General features: G+C 61.1%; 14 protein-coding genes and 1 pseudogene. 13 read left to right on the top strand and 2 right to left on the bottom strand.

Annotated elements, in window-relative coordinates:
- Window positions 1-5: 5 nt before the first annotated feature.
- A complete protein-coding gene (locus GA0061105_RS17160; RefSeq protein ID WP_092751710.1) occupies window positions 6-998 on the bottom strand; it encodes a FecR family protein in 993 nt (330 codons plus the stop codon).
- Window positions 999-1,305: 307 nt separating this feature from the next.
- Between GA0061105_RS17160 and GA0061105_RS17155 the strand changes: the two genes are divergently transcribed.
- From GA0061105_RS17155 to GA0061105_RS17095, 13 genes and pseudogenes are all read left to right on the top strand, one after another.
- Window positions 1,306-2,559 carry a sarcosine oxidase subunit beta family protein gene (locus GA0061105_RS17155; RefSeq protein ID WP_064694300.1) on the top strand — a complete coding sequence of 418 codons (1,254 nt, stop codon included), beginning with the start codon at window positions 1,306-1,308 and terminating at the stop codon, window positions 2,557-2,559.
- A 103-nt stretch (window positions 2,560-2,662) separates the two neighbouring features.
- Window positions 2,663-3,004 (top strand): sarcosine oxidase subunit delta, encoded by a 342-nt coding sequence (locus tag GA0061105_RS17150; RefSeq protein WP_092751708.1) that lies wholly within the window; start codon window positions 2,663-2,665, stop codon window positions 3,002-3,004.
- Window positions 3,001-5,994, top strand: a complete 2,994-nt coding sequence (locus GA0061105_RS17145) for a sarcosine oxidase subunit alpha (RefSeq protein ID WP_092751706.1) — start codon at window positions 3,001-3,003, stop codon at window positions 5,992-5,994. Before GA0061105_RS17150 ends, GA0061105_RS17145 begins: the two co-directional genes overlap by 4 nt.
- On the top strand, window positions 5,987-6,535 hold the full coding sequence (locus GA0061105_RS17140; protein ID WP_064694303.1) for a sarcosine oxidase subunit gamma: 549 nt from the start codon (window positions 5,987-5,989) through the stop codon (window positions 6,533-6,535). Before GA0061105_RS17145 ends, GA0061105_RS17140 begins: the two co-directional genes overlap by 8 nt.
- 179 nt (window positions 6,536-6,714) lie before the next feature.
- Window positions 6,715-7,036, top strand: a pseudogene (locus tag GA0061105_RS17135) (CoA transferase subunit A); the annotation flags it as partial.
- Window positions 7,037-7,498: 462 nt separating this feature from the next.
- Window positions 7,499-8,131 (top strand): TetR/AcrR family transcriptional regulator, encoded by a 633-nt coding sequence (locus GA0061105_RS17130; RefSeq protein WP_245304363.1) that lies wholly within the window; start codon window positions 7,499-7,501, stop codon window positions 8,129-8,131.
- Between the two features lie 255 nt (window positions 8,132-8,386).
- Window positions 8,387-9,241 (top strand): beta-keto acid cleavage family enzyme, encoded by an 855-nt coding sequence (locus tag GA0061105_RS17125; protein WP_092751703.1) that lies wholly within the window; start codon window positions 8,387-8,389, stop codon window positions 9,239-9,241.
- A 34-nt stretch (window positions 9,242-9,275) separates the two neighbouring features.
- Window positions 9,276-10,418, top strand: a complete 1,143-nt coding sequence (locus GA0061105_RS17120) for an alpha/beta hydrolase family protein (RefSeq protein WP_092751701.1) — start codon at window positions 9,276-9,278, stop codon at window positions 10,416-10,418.
- Between the two features lie 16 nt (window positions 10,419-10,434).
- The gene (locus GA0061105_RS17115) at window positions 10,435-10,746 is read left to right on the top strand and encodes a subunit of meta cleavage enzyme (RefSeq protein WP_092751699.1); all 312 of its coding nucleotides are present in this window, start codon (window positions 10,435-10,437) and stop codon (window positions 10,744-10,746) included.
- Window positions 10,734-11,585 (top strand): DODA-type extradiol aromatic ring-opening family dioxygenase, encoded by an 852-nt coding sequence (locus GA0061105_RS17110; RefSeq protein ID WP_092751697.1) that lies wholly within the window; start codon window positions 10,734-10,736, stop codon window positions 11,583-11,585. The genes GA0061105_RS17115 and GA0061105_RS17110 overlap by 13 nt, the downstream gene beginning before the upstream one ends.
- The gene (locus GA0061105_RS17105; protein ID WP_092751695.1) at window positions 11,578-12,702 is read left to right on the top strand and encodes an FAD-dependent monooxygenase; all 1,125 of its coding nucleotides are present in this window, start codon (window positions 11,578-11,580) and stop codon (window positions 12,700-12,702) included. The genes GA0061105_RS17110 and GA0061105_RS17105 overlap by 8 nt, the downstream gene beginning before the upstream one ends.
- A 3-nt stretch (window positions 12,703-12,705) precedes the next feature.
- On the top strand, window positions 12,706-13,482 hold the full coding sequence (locus GA0061105_RS17100) for an alpha/beta fold hydrolase (RefSeq protein ID WP_092751693.1): 777 nt from the start codon (window positions 12,706-12,708) through the stop codon (window positions 13,480-13,482).
- An 80-nt stretch (window positions 13,483-13,562) separates the two neighbouring features.
- Complete coding sequence (locus GA0061105_RS17095; RefSeq protein ID WP_167358561.1) at window positions 13,563-14,813, top strand: MFS transporter; 1,251 nt, start codon at window positions 13,563-13,565, stop codon at window positions 14,811-14,813.
- Window positions 14,814-14,946: 133 nt separating this feature from the next.
- Here GA0061105_RS17095 and GA0061105_RS17090 read toward each other — a convergent pair whose 3' ends face one another.
- Window positions 14,947-15,432 carry a MaoC family dehydratase gene (locus tag GA0061105_RS17090; protein WP_092751849.1) on the bottom strand — a complete coding sequence of 162 codons (486 nt, stop codon included), beginning with the start codon at window positions 15,430-15,432 and terminating at the stop codon, window positions 14,947-14,949.
- Between the last annotated feature and the right edge of the window lie 36 nt (window positions 15,433-15,468).

The following is a 15,468-nucleotide window of genomic DNA, read 5'->3' as shown; positions in this document are numbered from 1 at the left end:
CCGCCTCAGCGGTCACGATTGAAATTCCGACCGCTGTCGTGGCTTCGATCTCCGGCATGATCACGATCTCGATGTCCATGGTGGTCGCGGTCGTGTCGGCGATGATCCTCGCCGTGATTTCCCGGCTTGCCATCATCATCATGCCGGCCATGGCCCTCGTGCTTGTCAGGCCTATCCGGCTTATCATGGTGCGGCCTGTCGTGATGGGGCTTGTCGGGCTTGTTCGGGCGCTCCTTTTGTGGCTCGGCCTGTCTCTGTGGCGGATCCTGCCTTTGCGGCGCAGGCGCAACTGCCGGCGGAGGCCGCGTTCTGTCCTTTCTTTCGGGCACAACGGAGGCCATATTGCAGCCGCCGAGCATGCCGATGCCGCCCGCCAGCCGCTGGTTGCCGGACAGGAAGGGCAGGGCGCGGGGATTTCCGAGCGTATCGAGAACGCTGGGATCGACCCGGCGGGCCGGCGTCATATCGCCGTTTGGCTTGGCCACGACGCAGTCGCAGCGCTGCTGCAGCTGCCGGCAGCCGCCGGGGCCGCAGAAGCGGGCTTCGCCGTTCAAGAGGACGACGGCGGTGGTGCCGTCGGGACCGACATAAAAATCGAATGCGGTGCCGCGCACCCCGATCGTGCCTGCCGGCGTCAGGATTTGATAGGCCGAGGATTTGGAATTGCCGCTGACCCAGCGGAAGGTTCCCTTGGCGGCCTTGATGGTGAGTTTCCTCACCGATTGAGAATCGTCGAAAACATACTTGTCAATGACGACGGAGGAACCCCAGCCGACCGCAAGTTTGGTGCCGTCCCTAAACAGAAACTGGCCGAGTCCCGACTGTGATGTCCTGATGCGTTCGTCGCGGTGAACGCTTGTGTTGACTTCGATTGGGCCGGCTTGTCCCGTTACCTCGGTCTTGATGAGGACAGCCTGGCCCACCGGCTCGGCAGTCGCCAGCTGGGCGCCGCAAAGCACAGTAAAAACCGTCTGGAATAATAAACGCCGCCCCTGCATGATACACCAGCCCCGGCAAATGGGGAAAATTAGCATTTTAGTAACTGCTTGTCTTTTCGCCCTCTTGGGTTAGGTGAGGCCCGCCGCCGGGTGGGAAGCCAGCTTGCGCATCATCCTGCCGAATGGCGTTTATTCGAGATTGGGAAGCGGCGCTCGGCACCATCGGAAATTGCGCAGTTTTCGACATGATGTCGTTCAGTGTCAAAAGCGAAGCTCTCGCGCGTCGCAAAAGAGCCGTTGTGCCGCATTTGGATTTGCGATTTGTATGGGCGCGAGAACAGTCCTTGCCTGAAGGAGAAGAAGGCGGATGCGGAAATATTCGGTTTTTGCCGTGGCGCGGGAGGCCCTTCGCGGCCACAGAGGTTGGGAGAAGCAGTGGACTTCACCGGAGCCACGCGCCGAATACGACGTCGTCATCATCGGCGCCGGCGGGCACGGCCTGGGAGCCGCCTATTATCTCGCCAAGGAGCACGGCATCACCAATGTGGCGGTGATCGAGAAGGGCTGGCTCGGCGGCGGCAATACCGGGCGCAATACCACCATCATCCGCTCGAACTATCTCTACGAAGAGAGCATGCACATCTACGAGCATTCGATGAAGCTCTGGGAGGGGCTGTCGCAGGAGCTTAATTACAATGTGATGTATTCGCCGCGCGGCGTGATGATGCTCTCGCACAATATTCACGACCAGCAGTCCTTCAAGCGGCACATCCATGCCAACCGGCTCTACGGCATCGACAATGAATGGCTGACGCCGGAGCAGGCCAAGGCCTATTGTCCGCCGCTCGACATCTCCGCCAGCGCGCGCTACCCGATCAATGGCGCGGCGCTGCAGCGGCGCGGCGGCACCGCACGGCACGATGCGGTCGCCTGGGGTTATGCGCGGGCGGCCTCCGACCGAGGCGTGCATATCATCCAGAACTGCGAAGTGACCGGCATCCGGCGCGGCCCCGACGGACGGGTGACCGGGGTCGAGACCTCGCGCGGCTTTATCGGCGCCAGAAAAGTCGGCGTGTCGGCCGCGGGCCATACGTCAACCCTCATGAAGATGGCGGATGTGCGGGTGCCGTTGCAATCGAGCCCGCTGCAGGCGCTGGTTTCCGAGCCGCTGAAGCCGATCTTCCCATGCGTCGTCATGTCGAACACGGTGCACGCCTATATCTCCCAGTCCGACAAGGGAGAACTCGTCATCGGCGCCGGCACCGACCAATACAATTCCTATTCGCAGACCGGCGGGCTGCAGATCATCACGCATACGCTCGACGCCATCTGCGAACTCTTCCCGATGTTCCGACGCGTCAAGATGATGCGGCAATGGGGCGGTATCGTCGACAATACGCCGGACCGTTCGGCGATCCAGTCGAAGACGCCGGTCCCCGGGCTTTACGTGAATTGCGGCTGGGGCACCGGCGGCTTCAAGGCGACGCCGGGATCGGCCAATCTCTTCGCGCACCTGATCGCCCGCGATGAAGCGCACAAGTTCAACGCCGGGCTGACGCTGGAACGCTTCCGCAGCGGCCGGCTGATCGACGAAGCGGCTGCGGCCGCGGTGGCGCACTGATGATGAATATTATCTGGAAGCCCGCTTTCGTCGCTCACCCCCTCACCCGCCTTGCAGGCACCTTCTCCCCGCTGGGAAGAAGGGGAGGAGAAGGAAATCTCACATGCTGCTGATCCATTGCCCTTATTGTCAGGAAGAGCGTTCCGAGCTCGAATTCCGCGGCGCCGGTGACGCGCACATAGTGCGGCCGGCCGACATCGCTTCGATCTCGGACGAAGAATTCGAAGAGTATTTCTTTCTGCGCGAGAACCCCAAAGGGCTGATCTTCGAACGCTGGCGGCATATTCACGGCTGCGGCCGCTTCTTCAATGCCGCGCGCGACACGGTGAGCGACAAGTTCATCACGACTTACAAGGCAGGCGAGCCGAAGCCGCGGATCGGTGCCGAGGCCGAACAGCATAGCCCTGTCGAGACATATGAAGCCGTGGAAGGAGAGGCGCAATGAGCGGTGCTAATCGTATCGCCGGGAAGGGTCGCCTGACGCCGGCCAAGACTGCGCGTTTCAGCTTCGACGGCAAGGGCTATACGGCGCTGGAAGGCGATACCGTCGCCTCGGCGCTGATCGCCAACGGCATTCATCTCGTCGGCCGGTCGTTCAAATATCACCGGGCCCGCGGCATCCTCTCGGCAGGGGCCGAGGAGCCGAACGCGCTGATCGACGTTGCCCGCGATACGGCGCGCAAGCAGCCGAACGTGCGCGCTACGGTGCAGGAAATCTTCGACGGCATGATCGTCCAGTCGCAGAACCGCTGGCCCTCGCTTGCCTACGACGTCGGTGCGGTCAACAATCTGATGTCGCCGTTCTTCGCCGCCGGCTTCTACTACAAGACCTTCATGTGGCCGCGTTCCGCCTGGAAACATGTCTACGAGCCGTTCATCCGCCGTGCCGCCGGCCTCGGCGTCGCCCCGACGGAAGAGGATCCGGACCATTATGCCAGCCGCTACGCCCATTGCGACGTGTTGGTGGTCGGCGCCGGTGTTGCCGGACTGTCGGCGGCGCTGGCCGCGGCCGAGACGGGCGCCAAGGTGATCCTCTGCGACGAGCAGGCGGAAGCCGGTGGTGCGCTGCGCTATGATGCCGGCGTAACGATCGACGGGCAGGATGGTTACGCCTGGGCGCAGAAAACCGTGGCGCGGCTGAAGGCGATGGACAATGTCGAAGTGCTCATCCGCACGACCGCCTTCGGCTACTACAACCACAATTTCGTCGCCCTCGCCGAACGTGTCACCGATCATATTGCCAAACCATCGAGAGATCTGCCGCGCGAGCGGCTGTGGCAGGTCCGGGCCAAGCGAGTGATCCTCGCCAACGGCGCGATCGAGCGGCATATGGTATTTCCGAACAACGACCGGCCCGGCATCATGCTGGCTTCGGCAGGGCGGATGTATCTCAATCATTACGGCGTTGCCGTCGGCAGCAATGTAGGCATCTACACGGCGCATGACTCCGCCTATGAGGCGGCTTTCGATCTGAAGCGCGCCGGCGTTTCGATCGCCGCCATCGTCGATTGCAGGCAGGCGCCGGGAGAGGCGGTGCTCGCAGAGGCGCGTTCGCTCGGCATCGATGTTCTCACAGGCCAGTCGGTCGTCAACACGGCGGGGCGGCTGCGCATCTCATCGATGACGGTAGCGCGCAACGGCGGCGGTTCGCCGCGCAAGATCGCGGTCGATGCGCTCTTGGTTTCGGCCGGCTGGACGCCGTCGGTCCATCTGTTCTCGCAGTCGCGCGGTAAGGTGGCCTTCGAACCGGAAAGCCAGCGCTTCCTGCCCGGCACCTATGCCCAGGACTGCCTCTCCGTCGGCGCGTGCAACGGCACCGACGACCTGCAGCAAACAGTCGAGGAATCGCTTGCTGCCGGCGAACTGATGGCGCAGGCCGCCGGCAAGAGCGGTGGCGGGAAGATCACGATTTCCGCCGAGCAGCCCTATGATTGGACGGGCGGCATGATCGGCGCTGCCGAAGGCGCCGGGCCGAAGACGAACGCCAAGGCCTTCATCGATTTCCAGCACGACGTCTGCGCCAAGGATATCCGCCTTGCCGTGCGCGAAGGCATGCATTCGATTGAGCATATCAAGCGCTTTACGACCAACGGCATGGCCTCGGACCAGGGCAAGCTTTCCAACATGCATGGCCTGGCGATCGCCGCGGAAATGCTCGGCAAGGAAATCCCGCGGGTCGGTCTCACCACCTTCCGCGCCCCCTATACGCCGGTGACCTATGGGACACTGATCGGCCATTCGCGCGGGAAGCTGTTCGATCCGACGCGCAAGACGCCGCTGCACGACTGGGAAGAAGCCCATGGCGCTGTTTTCGAGGATGTCGGGAACTGGAAGCGCGCCTGGTTCTACCCGCGCTCGGGCGAGAACATGCATCAGGCCGTCGCGCGCGAATGCCGGACGGCCCGCCAATCGGCAGGTATCTTCGATGCATCGACGCTCGGCAAGATCGAGGTGGTAGGCCCGGATGCGGCGAAATTCCTCAACCTCATCTACACCAATGCCTGGGACACGCTGAAGCCCGGCAAAGCGCGCTACGGCATCATGACGCGCGAGGACGGTTTCGTTTATGACGATGGCGTCGTCGGCCGCCTGGCCGAAGATCGTTTCCATGTGACGACGACGACAGGCGGAGCGCCGCGTGTTCTCCACCATATGGAAGACTACCTGCAGACGGAATTTCCCGATCTGAAGGTGTGGCTGACCTCGGTGACCGAACAATGGGCTGTTATCGCCGTGCAAGGGCCGAAGGCGCGCGAAATCGTCGAGCCTCTGGTCGAAGGGCTCGATCTTTCGAGCGAGGCCTTCCCGCATATGAGCGTTGCCGAGTGCACGGTCTGCGGCGTACCGGCGCGACTCTTCCGCGTGTCCTTCACCGGCGAAATCGGCTTCGAAATCAACGTGCCGGCTGATTACGGCCAGTCGGTGCTCGAAGCCGTCTGGGCCAATGCCGAACCGCTCGGTGCTTGCGTCTACGGCACCGAGACCATGCACGTTCTTCGCGCCGAGAAGGGCTATATCATCGTCGGCCAGGACACGGACGGGACCGTGACCCCTGATGACGCGGGCGTCGCCTGGGCGGTTTCGAAGAAAAAGAAGGACTTCGTCGGCATTCGCGGACTGCAGCGGCCGGACCTTGTCAAGGAGGGGCGCAAGCAGCTCGTCGGTCTCGTCACCAAGGACCCGAAGCTGGTGCTTGAAGAAGGCGCGCAGATCGTCGCGAGCCCGAACGAGCCGAAGCCGATGACGATGCTCGGCCACGTCACATCGTCCTATTGGTCCGAAAATTGCGGTAGGTCGATCGCCTTCGCGCTTGTCGCCGGCGGCCGGGCGCGGATGGGCGAGACGCTTTATGTGCCGATGCCGGACCGGACGATTGCCGTCGAAGTGACGGATCTGGTGTTCTTTGACAAAGAAGGGGGTCGCATCCATGGCTGATGTCGCAATTCGCAAGCCGGCGCTGGCCGGCCGTCTCGGCGGCTCCGCCACAGTGCGCCTGACAGTCGCACCGCCCGCAAGTCGCGTGGCGCTGCGCGCGCCGGCAGGGTCGCTCAAAGCACTTTCCTTGGCTCTCGGCCTGTCCGTGCCGACCACTCCGAAGACGTCCGGCCGCGCCGGTGCGCGATCGGCGCTCTGGATCGGGCCGGACGAGTGGCTGTTGATCGACGAAGCGGGCGGCGATCTGATGGCGGCGTGTTCAAGCTCCGGCGCGCTGCATTCGGCGACCGACGTTTCCCACCGCAATGTGGCAATCATCGTTTCGGGACCGGGTGCGGAGGCCACGCTTGCGGCCGGCTGCCCGCAGGATCTGTCTCTTTCTTCCTTTCCGGTCGGCGCTGCCTCACGTACGATCTTTGGCAAGGCCGAGATCGTGCTTCTCCGCACGGAGGAAGATACGTTCCGGGTAGAGTGCTGGCGGTCGTTTTCCGATTTTGTTTTCGGGCTTTTGGCCGAGGCGGCGGAAGACGCCGGGCACTGAGGCCTACAAGCCGGCTGCTTAGTCTAGCGGCTGAACAGCGAGCAACGGTTACGCGTCCGAGAGCCTGATACTGCGGGCATGGTGAAGGACTTCATGGACAACCGCGTCGCTCTCGGCGGCGCGTGAAACGACATGAAAGATGATCGGTTGTACAGGGATATCGGCAAACACGCGCCTCAGAGATCAAGAAGATGATCTCGAGCTACGTCGGAGAGAACAAAGAATTCGGGCGCCAGTACATCGCTGGGGAACTCGAGGTCGAGTTCTGTCCTCAGGGCACGCATGCAGAGCGATGCCGCGCAGGGGGGTGTTGGAATACCCGGCTTTTACACAAAGACGGGTGTCGGCACGGCTGTCGCTGAAGGGAAGGAAAGCAAGGTATTTGAAGGCCAGGAATACATCCTTGAGCGCGGAATTTTTGGTGATTTGGCGATCATCAAGGGCTGGAAGGCCGACGAAAGCGGCAACCTAATCTTCCGCAAGACCGCGCGGAACTTCTCGCGATCTTTGAGCGGCCCTCGAGCGGCGCCCTGTTCAAACTTGTGGAGCTTGCGGATGGTCTCTCGTTTGAGGAGATTGCGTCCAAGACCACGGATCACTACCTGACCTAGACGGAATGATTGTGTTCTCCTGCGCTGTGAGAACACCGCGCTTTGCGGTATGACGGTCTAGCGGGCAATGGTGAAGGCTTCTACGACGTGCAGCGCAACGGCTGGGCAACGCTTGGGCGGCGTCCTTGTCGCCCAGCCACTGCTTACATCGGGTGCTTTCCGTCTTGAGAATTTCCCGTTTGCGCATTCCCCGCTTGATCATTGCCGTTACGGTCGGATAACGTGGCCGCTGTCAGCAGCTCGGACAGGCCGCCGACTATTTCCGCTTTTAGCGCAAAGGTTTACTGCATAATTTCCTTGGACCAGAATCGGCTAAGGTGAAATCATGCAGCGGCAAGGGTTTGGGGTGTCGATGAAACGCGAGAGCGTGCGGGAGAAGAACAAGGAAGACAAGCTGCTCCGCATCAAGAAAGCTGCTTTCGACCTGTTTCTTTCCAAAGGCTTCGACGACACGACGACGCGCGAGATTGCCACCGCCGCCGGCGTGGGTATGGGCACCGTCTTCGTCTATGGCGAGACCAAGCGCGATCTTCTGTTTCTGATCGTCAATGACGGGCTTGAGATGTGCATCGAGGAAGCACGGGCTTTGATCAGCCCGGAAAAATCGCTGCTGGCCAATCTGCTTATCATCTTGCGGCGTCACTATCAGTATTTCGCGGAAAATCCCGTTCTGTCACAGGCCGCCTTGCGGGAGATGTATTTCTACCAGTCAGGCACGCAGGCAGAACGCTTCAATCGCACCCGTCATGCCCTGCGTCATTTGCTGACCGACTTGATCGACGAGGCGCTCAAGGCGGGCGTCATCAGCGCCTCCGAGACAGCAGAGATGATCGCGCAGGCTATATTTGCCATTTATCAAGTTGATCTGCGCATCTGGCTTTCAGACAATGAACTGAATCTCGAGGACGGAACCGAAAGACTACGGCGACAGATCGAAATCGTCATGAAGGGCCTGTCTCCTCATAGATCGGCCTTGAGGCTATAACGCCTGATCTCCAACTGATCGAAGCAAGCGGATACGATCTACCTTGGGCGACAAAACGGTCTGTAAGATCGTAAACGCCTTCTCATCTCAAAAAAATGAGCATGATCAAATTGACAGTCGGCAGGTTCTGTGCGATTTTTGATCACGCTCAAAAATTCTGGTGGAGGCCAGAAAGATGAGATGCCGGAAGCCACTTCCGGTTTGGTTCCGCCCTGGCTAGGTGCGTGGGCGGACGGAGGATCGAGGATTATTGTCATGCAGGATTTATCGGCCCCGGCGGATTGCCGGCGAGGCATTGCGCTCGCTGTTGCGCCAAACGGGGGAAGACGCACAAAAGCGGATCATCCCGCCTTGCCGATTGCGCCGCAGGAGCTTGCGGAATGTGCGGAAGCCTGCCTGACCGCAGGCGCCAGCATGATCCATGTGCATGTACGGGACGCAGCAGGCCAGCATTGCCTGGATGTGGATTGTTATCGAGCCACAGAAGAGGCCATCCGCGCACGGGTTGGCGAACGATTGATCGTGCAGGTCACGACGGAAGCGCTTGGCCGCTATACACCGAAGGAGCAAAACGATCTCGTGCGTAGGCTGCGTCCACAAGCCTGTTCCATGGCTCTGCGGGAAGTTGCGCCCGATGCACTGCACGAAATCGCCTTTTCCGATCTACTTGAATGGATGCGCCGGGAGCGGATCTTTCCGCAGATCATTCTGTACGATGCTGCGGATGTGGCCCGCTTGCAGGACATGCGCCTGCGTGGGGTCATTCCGGCGGACGATATTCCGGTGCTTTTTGTACTTGGCCGCTATACGGCAAGCCAGCAATCCAGCCCGGCCGACCTGGGTGAATTTCTCGGCGTGGCCCGGCAAGCTTCCTTCTCACACTGGACAGTCTGTGCCTTCGGCAAGGATGAAGCCGCCTGCGCGGTGACAGCCGCACTGCTGGGCGGACATGCGCGCCTTGGCTTCGAAAACAATCTTTTCCTCCCTGATTGCACGGTGGCTGCAGACAACTCGGCTCTGATTGCGCCGGTGGCGAACGCTCTTCGCCATCTGGGACGATCCCTTGAAACCGCAGAAACGCAACGGGCCGCACTGGAAGCGATCTGGTGATGGCGACTGAAGACGAAAATATTGGAGAATGCTGATGTCAAACACAGCACAGGCCACCGGCGAATTGACCGGGCTTCGGTCACTAGAGAACGCAAAGGAATGGATGCGCGATCGCCTTGCCAAGCGCATCCACCCCCTTGGTCTGACCGACCCGCAGGCAACGCTGGAAACGATCGAAGCGCTGACCGGGCTAGATGGTGAGCACTGGGCGAGGGCCTGGATCGCAACCGGCAACCATTTCATGGCCATTGCCGGTGGGCATATGGCGGGCGGTGATGTGGCGGCAGCACGCGGTGCCTATTATCAAGCCTATGGCTTCTACTTCCTGGGTCGCTTCCCTTGTCCCAATCATCCGGCCAAGGAAGAAAGCTACAGGCTGGAACTCGATGCCTATGCGAAATTCGGTGCGCTGGCAGAACCGCCCATTGTGCCGGTCAGCCTGCCTTTCGAGGCTCCCGATGCGCTATCCGGTCAAATTCGCTTCTACTTGCGCAAACCTGCAGGCGTGGAGAAGCCTCCCGTTCTGATCATGTGGGGCGGCGTCGATGCCTGGAAAGAGGAGATGACAGAGCTTTCGAACGCTCTCGTTGCCCAGGGTATCGCGACCATTGCCATGGATAATGTCGGCACGGGAGAATCGCCCCTGAAGGCGCGGCAGAACGGCGAAATCCAGTTTCTGCCGGTCATCGAATGGGCAATGAAGTCCGAGGACCTCGATGGCAGCCGGATTGGCCTGATCGGTCGCTCCTTCGGCGGTCACTGGGCAACCAAACTCGCCCACCTGATCCCGGGAAGCCTTCGCTGCGCTGTCAACTGGGGTGGCGGCGTCCATTACATGTTTCAGCCGGAATGGGTGGAGGCGTCGCGTTATCCCGACAGCTACCTCATGGAACTGGTGGAAACCCGCAGCCGCATGTTGGGCGCGAAGAATGACGCCGAATATGTCGAAGGTTTCCGGGTTCTTTCGCTTCTCGATCAGGATCTTCTGTCGCGCCCCTCTGCGCCGCTGCTGCTGGTCAACGGCAAGGAGGACAAGCAATGCCCGATCGCCGACATCCATCTTCTGCTCGAACACGGCAGCCCGAAATCCGTCCGGCTCTTTCCCGGCGGACACATGGGCTTTGGCCCACACACCGTCCCCACGATCGTGTCGTGGGTCCGCAACCACCTGACCTGACGGAAAGGATTTCGCCATGAGCAATTGGCGGCTGATGATGCCCACCACGGAGGCCTATCTTCTCGATAAGGTTCTCTATGAACTCCACCACAAGCCGGATGATCTTGCGGCCTATAATCAGAACAAGGCGGCCTATCTGGCGCGCTTCAAGCTAAGCCCCGAGATGGCCGAGATGATCAGCGGCAATGACGTGGCCGGTCTCTACGAGGCCGGCGTGAACCCCTACCTGTTGCGCGCCCACTGCATCGGCGTGCGCATTCCCGAAGACGTATCGCTTGCGGCACTGCGCAGCCTGATGAAAGAAGGAGACGACAAATGGCTGAATTAACCGGAATCTATACGGCAAGCCACACGCCGGTGATGCTGAATTTTCCCGACCGTATCCCGGCGGAACTGCGCACGGAAATCTTCGGCGCTTACGAGGCCATGGGCCGCGACTTCGAGGCGGGCCAGCCGGATGCGCTGGTGGTCCTCTCCAACGATCACCTGCACAACTTCTTTCTCGACAATTTTCCAGCCCTCTGCATCGGTGTCGGCGAAAGCTATGAAAGCCCCGTCGAACATTGGCTGAAGGCGAAGCGCCGCGTCTTTACCGGCCATCAAGCCTTTGGTTCCTATCTGCTGCAGGAAGCGCTGAAGGCCGATTTCGACCCGAGCTTCTCCATGGAAATGGTGCTCGATCACGGCTCGCTGACACCGCTGGAGCTTGCGGGCCTCGACCCGAACCTGCCGATCGTGCCGATCCTGTTCAACTGCGTCCAGCCACCCATGCCCACCATGCGGCGCTGCTATCAGTTCGGCAAGTTCCTGGGCGACGCCATCCGTCGCTACGACGGCGTCAAGCGCGTGGCAATCCTTGCCACCGGCGGAATTAGCCATGACATCGCGACACCGCGCATGGGCATGGTGAACCGCGATTTCGACGAGACTCTGCTGAAATTTTTCGAAGCAGGTGATCCCGATGCGGTTATCCAATATGCCTCGGAGCAGGTGCATACCGCCGGCAACGGCGCCGAGGAAATCCGTATGTGGATGGCGGCCATGGGCGCTGCTGACGGATTGCCGTTCCGCCGGGCCTATTACCGGGCCGTCAATGACTGGTATACTGGAATCGGCATCGGCCATTTCGGCAAGAGCGAACTGGCAGCGGCGGTCAGCCATGGGTGACAGGCGCAAGGCTCTCGTCATCGGCGGCGGCATTGCCGGCATGGCAGCCGCCATCTCCCTTCGCGAAGCCGGGCTTGACGTTCATCTCTGCGATCAGGACCCGCAATGGCGGGTCTATGGGGCTGGCATCACCATCACCGGCCCGACGCTTCGCGCCATGGGGCGGCTCGGCATTCTGGAGGCCGTGCTGGAGCGCGGTTATGCTGCCGACGGCATCGATATCTGCTCGGCGGAGGGCAAGCCACTCTTCCAACTCGATACCCGCGGCGAGGCGCTTGGTGCCATACCAAGCGCAGGCGGCATTCTGCGGCCGGTCCTGCACGGCATCATGTCCGAGCGGCTCCTCGCGCTTGCGCCGGAAATCAGGCTCGGGGTGACGGTCGAGGAAATCGACTGGCAGGGCGATCTGGCGCATGTGCACTTCAGTAAGGGTGAGAGCACCGTCTATGATCTCGTCGTCGGGGCCGATGGCATCTACTCGCGTACCCGGCAGCAGATGTTTGCCGAGGCGCCCGCTCCCCGCTACGCAGGCCAGATGTGCTGGCGGCTGATGATGGCGCGACACCCGGAAATCCGGCGCCGCACCTTCTTCCTCGGCGGACCCGCCAAAGTCGGTCTAAACCCGGTCGCGCCGGACCAGATGTACATGTTCTATCTGGAAGCGCAGCCGGAGCCGGTCTGGCGCGAGGAGGCAAACCAGCATGAGGTTCTGCGTGAGCTTCTGCACGACTATGGCGGTGTATTGAAGGAGATCGCGCAAGGGCTAACCGCCGGGTCGAACATCATCTGCCGTCCGCTGGAAACGGTTCTGGCGGGTGAAAGCTGGGTTCGTGCCAATACGGTGCTGATCGGCGATGCGGCCCATGCCACCACGCCGCAGCTCGCTTCGGGTGCCGGCATGGGCATCGAGGACGGGCTTGTGCTGGGCGAGGAAATGGCCCGGAACATGTATGTGCCGACGGCGCTGCAAAGCTTCATGCGTCGCCGGTACGATCGCTGCAAGCTGGTCGTGGATTCCTCGCTCGAAATCAGCCGGCTGGAGCGGGAACGGGCGGCACCGCAGGCGCAGACGGCGATCGTGGAAAAAGCGCTGGCCGCTCTCAGCGAGGAGTTCTGATCCATGTTCCTCAATATCGACGATCATGGTCTGCATGTGGCGCTTTACGGTTCTGAAAAGGACCCGGCGCTGGTTCTGCTGCATTCGCTCGGAACCTCGCACGCAGTGTGGGAGCGCCAGGTCAGGGCCTTCAGCCAGACGCATTTCGTCATCTGTCCCGATTTCCGAGGTCATGGCCTCAGCGAAGTTTCGCGGACGCCGGTGACGGTGGAGGTCCTGGCGGAGGATGTCGTCGCCATGTTGGCGGCGCTTGGTGTGACGACATTCCACCTGGCGGGCATATCGATTGGCGGCCTGGTGGCACAATGCGCGGCGGCGACCTTGCCGGAGCAGGTGCGGTCCCTGACATTGCTGGATTCGAACATTGTCAGCCTCGCTCCACAGATGTGGAAGGATCGTGCCGCTAAAGTGCGCGCCGTGGGCATTGCCGCCATCGAGGAGGCGGTCCTGTCGCGATGGACAACGCCACAAGGCAGGCAAAGCGACGAGGGACGGGGCCTCGCAACCATGCTCGCCCGCACACCATCGGAAGGCTATGCCGCCGGTTGCGATGCACTGGCGGTGGCTGATTGTCGCCACTCCGCGGCAAGCCTCACCATGCCGGTGACGGTTGCAGTGGGAGAGCATGACGAGGCAACGCCGCCGCAGGCCGGCCGGGCCTTGGCCGAGGCAATTGCCGGGGCGCGCTTTGAGATCATCGAGGGCGCCGCCCACATCCCGCTTTTCGAGCGGTCGCAGGCGGTGAACGCACTTCTGCAGCGCTCGGTGACGGGAGGCTGAGCCGCGGATTTCCAATATAGGCCGGCCTGCTGGTCCGGCTTGGTTCATGCATGTATCCATGGTCATCCGGAGGAAATGATATGACCGACAATGCTGTCGCAGCCGCGGCTGATCAAAGGCCGTCCACCATGCTCAACGCATCCAACCGACCCGCGATCGGCGCAACCTTCGCGGCCACGGTAGGGCTGGTTTTCGGGCCAAGCACATTCCTGCTCTTCGTCTTCGGGGTTTTCGTCGAACCCTTGTCTAAGACGTTCGGATGGTCGAAACCTTCCATCCTTTTCGCCGCAACTATCGTCTCGCTGATGATCATGGTCGTTTCGCCCATACAGGGCTATCTGATCGACCGCTTCGGCGCGCGGCCCATAGTTTTGTCGTCCTGCCTCGCCTTTGCGCTTGGTCTCGGCGGCATGTATTTCCTCAGCAGCAATATCAGCAGCTTCTACATCATGTATGGCTTGTTGCCGCTGCTTGCCATAGGTCTTTGGCCGGTTTCCTATCTCCGCGTTGTCTCGACCTGGTTCGAACGGCGGCTGGGGCTTGCGATCGGCGTTGCCAATGGCGGCATTGGGCTTGGCGCCGCCATGTTGCCCCCCATTCTCACCTACATCATCCTGAACGGCTCCGTTCAGTGGGCCTATGTCAGCCTGGGTATCATCGTTCTGCTGATCGTGCTGCCGATCAATGCCCTGTTTCTGTTTGAATCGCCGGACGTCCGTCCTACCCGCGCCGGCGCTGCGTTTGCTCGGCAGAAGAACGAAGAATTCAAGAGCCTGATCAGGACGCAGAGCTTCGTCACCTTGACGGTTGCCTTCTTCCTGCTGGGGTTCGTCAACACCGGTCTTGTCACCAACCAGATCTCGCTTCTGATCGATGGCGGGGCGACACCGCAGCAGGCCGCATTCGTGCAGGCCGTCTTTGGTCTTGCGGTGCTGGTCGGCCGGTTTCTGACGGGCGTTCTCCTGGATTATGTCTCCGCCAAGCGCCTGATGAGTGCCGTCTGCATCGGCGGTGCGGCGGCCTGTCTGCTCTATGCCTTGGGTCCGGCCGGAGCACTCGTCTATCTTTGCGCCATCCTAATTGGTATGGTCTACGGCGCGGAATTCGATGTGCTGAGTTACATCATCAAAAGGAGCTTCGGGCTCACTGCCTTCGGGCGGGTTTATGGCACCATATTCGCGGTATTCCAGTTTGGTGCCGCTCTTGGCGCAACACTGCTTCCCCTCAGCCGTGCCCATTATGAAAGCTACGCGCCGGGTCTGGTTGTCTATGCGGGCGCACTGATCGTAAGTGGTCTACTGTTGCTGATGCCTGGGAAATCAGACCGCTAGACCAGACTAGAACCAGATGAGATTTTCAGGGCCGCAAATGACAGTTGCGGCCCATTTCGTATGGATCTGTGGCATCCATGCTGGATGGGGCGAAGCGTTCATCAGTCGGGGTGGCCAAGGAAGCGGCGCTGGCCTAAGCGTCTTCCGGGCGGTCCTTCGGGTCGAACTGGATGATGGTGATCCATCGTGCCGTCAACGCCGGCTTCTTCTCGTTTTCGATTTCGATCGTCACGTCGTAGGTGGTCATCAGCATGCCGCCGCCACGAAAGCGGGCGTCGGAAAGCAGGAAGCGGCCGCGCACACGGGCTCCGCTCTTGACCGGCGTCATAAAGCGAACGCGATCAAAGCCGTAGTTGATGCCCATTGTCTGCTCGCGCACTTTCGGCAGGCAGTTGTAGTTCATCGCCGACAGCAGAGACAGCGTAAGGAATCCGTGGGCGATGGTGCCGCCGAAGGGGCTTTCCGCCGCGCGCTTGGGATCGACATGAATGAACTGATGGTCGTCGGTCGCCCCCGCAAAGGAGTCGATCATCGTCTGATCGACAGTGATCCAATCCGACAGGCCCGTTTCCATGCCGATCAATCCCCGCACGTCGGCGAGTGAAATTTCCGTGACCATGAATTCCTCGTGAGAAAAGCCGCCGGGCCAAGCCTT

Origin of the sequence: Rhizobium aethiopicum (assembly GCF_900094625.1) — a bacterium.
Lineage (GTDB): Bacteria > Pseudomonadota > Alphaproteobacteria > Rhizobiales > Rhizobiaceae > Rhizobium > Rhizobium aethiopicum.
Note: the sequence above shows the minus strand (reverse complement) of the source record. Positions and strands in the feature narration are given on the sequence as shown.

Excerpts from the sequence above, each read along its gene's own strand:
- GA0061105_RS17090 (WP_092751849.1), bottom strand. The coding sequence starts at position 15,432 with ATGGTCACGGAAATTTCACTCGCCGACGTGCGGGGATTGATCGGCATG.
- GA0061105_RS17130 (WP_245304363.1), top strand. The coding sequence starts at position 7,499 with ATGAAACGCGAGAGCGTGCGGGAGAAGAACAAGGAAGACAAGCTGCTC.
- GA0061105_RS17155 (WP_064694300.1), top strand. The coding sequence starts at position 1,306 with ATGCGGAAATATTCGGTTTTTGCCGTGGCGCGGGAGGCCCTTCGCGGC.
- GA0061105_RS17100 (WP_092751693.1), top strand. The coding sequence starts at position 12,706 with ATGTTCCTCAATATCGACGATCATGGTCTGCATGTGGCGCTTTACGGT.
- GA0061105_RS17140 (WP_064694303.1), top strand. The coding sequence starts at position 5,987 with ATGGCTGATGTCGCAATTCGCAAGCCGGCGCTGGCCGGCCGTCTCGGC.
- GA0061105_RS17120 (WP_092751701.1), top strand. The coding sequence starts at position 9,276 with ATGTCAAACACAGCACAGGCCACCGGCGAATTGACCGGGCTTCGGTCA.
- GA0061105_RS17125 (WP_092751703.1), top strand. The coding sequence starts at position 8,387 with ATGCAGGATTTATCGGCCCCGGCGGATTGCCGGCGAGGCATTGCGCTC.
- GA0061105_RS17110 (WP_092751697.1), top strand. The coding sequence starts at position 10,734 with ATGGCTGAATTAACCGGAATCTATACGGCAAGCCACACGCCGGTGATG.
- GA0061105_RS17105 (WP_092751695.1), top strand. The coding sequence starts at position 11,578 with ATGGGTGACAGGCGCAAGGCTCTCGTCATCGGCGGCGGCATTGCCGGC.
- GA0061105_RS17145 (WP_092751706.1), top strand. The coding sequence starts at position 3,001 with ATGAGCGGTGCTAATCGTATCGCCGGGAAGGGTCGCCTGACGCCGGCC.
- GA0061105_RS17095 (WP_167358561.1), top strand. The coding sequence starts at position 13,563 with ATGACCGACAATGCTGTCGCAGCCGCGGCTGATCAAAGGCCGTCCACC.
- GA0061105_RS17150 (WP_092751708.1), top strand. The coding sequence starts at position 2,663 with ATGCTGCTGATCCATTGCCCTTATTGTCAGGAAGAGCGTTCCGAGCTC.
- GA0061105_RS17160 (WP_092751710.1), bottom strand. The coding sequence starts at position 998 with ATGCAGGGGCGGCGTTTATTATTCCAGACGGTTTTTACTGTGCTTTGC.
- GA0061105_RS17115 (WP_092751699.1), top strand. The coding sequence starts at position 10,435 with ATGAGCAATTGGCGGCTGATGATGCCCACCACGGAGGCCTATCTTCTC.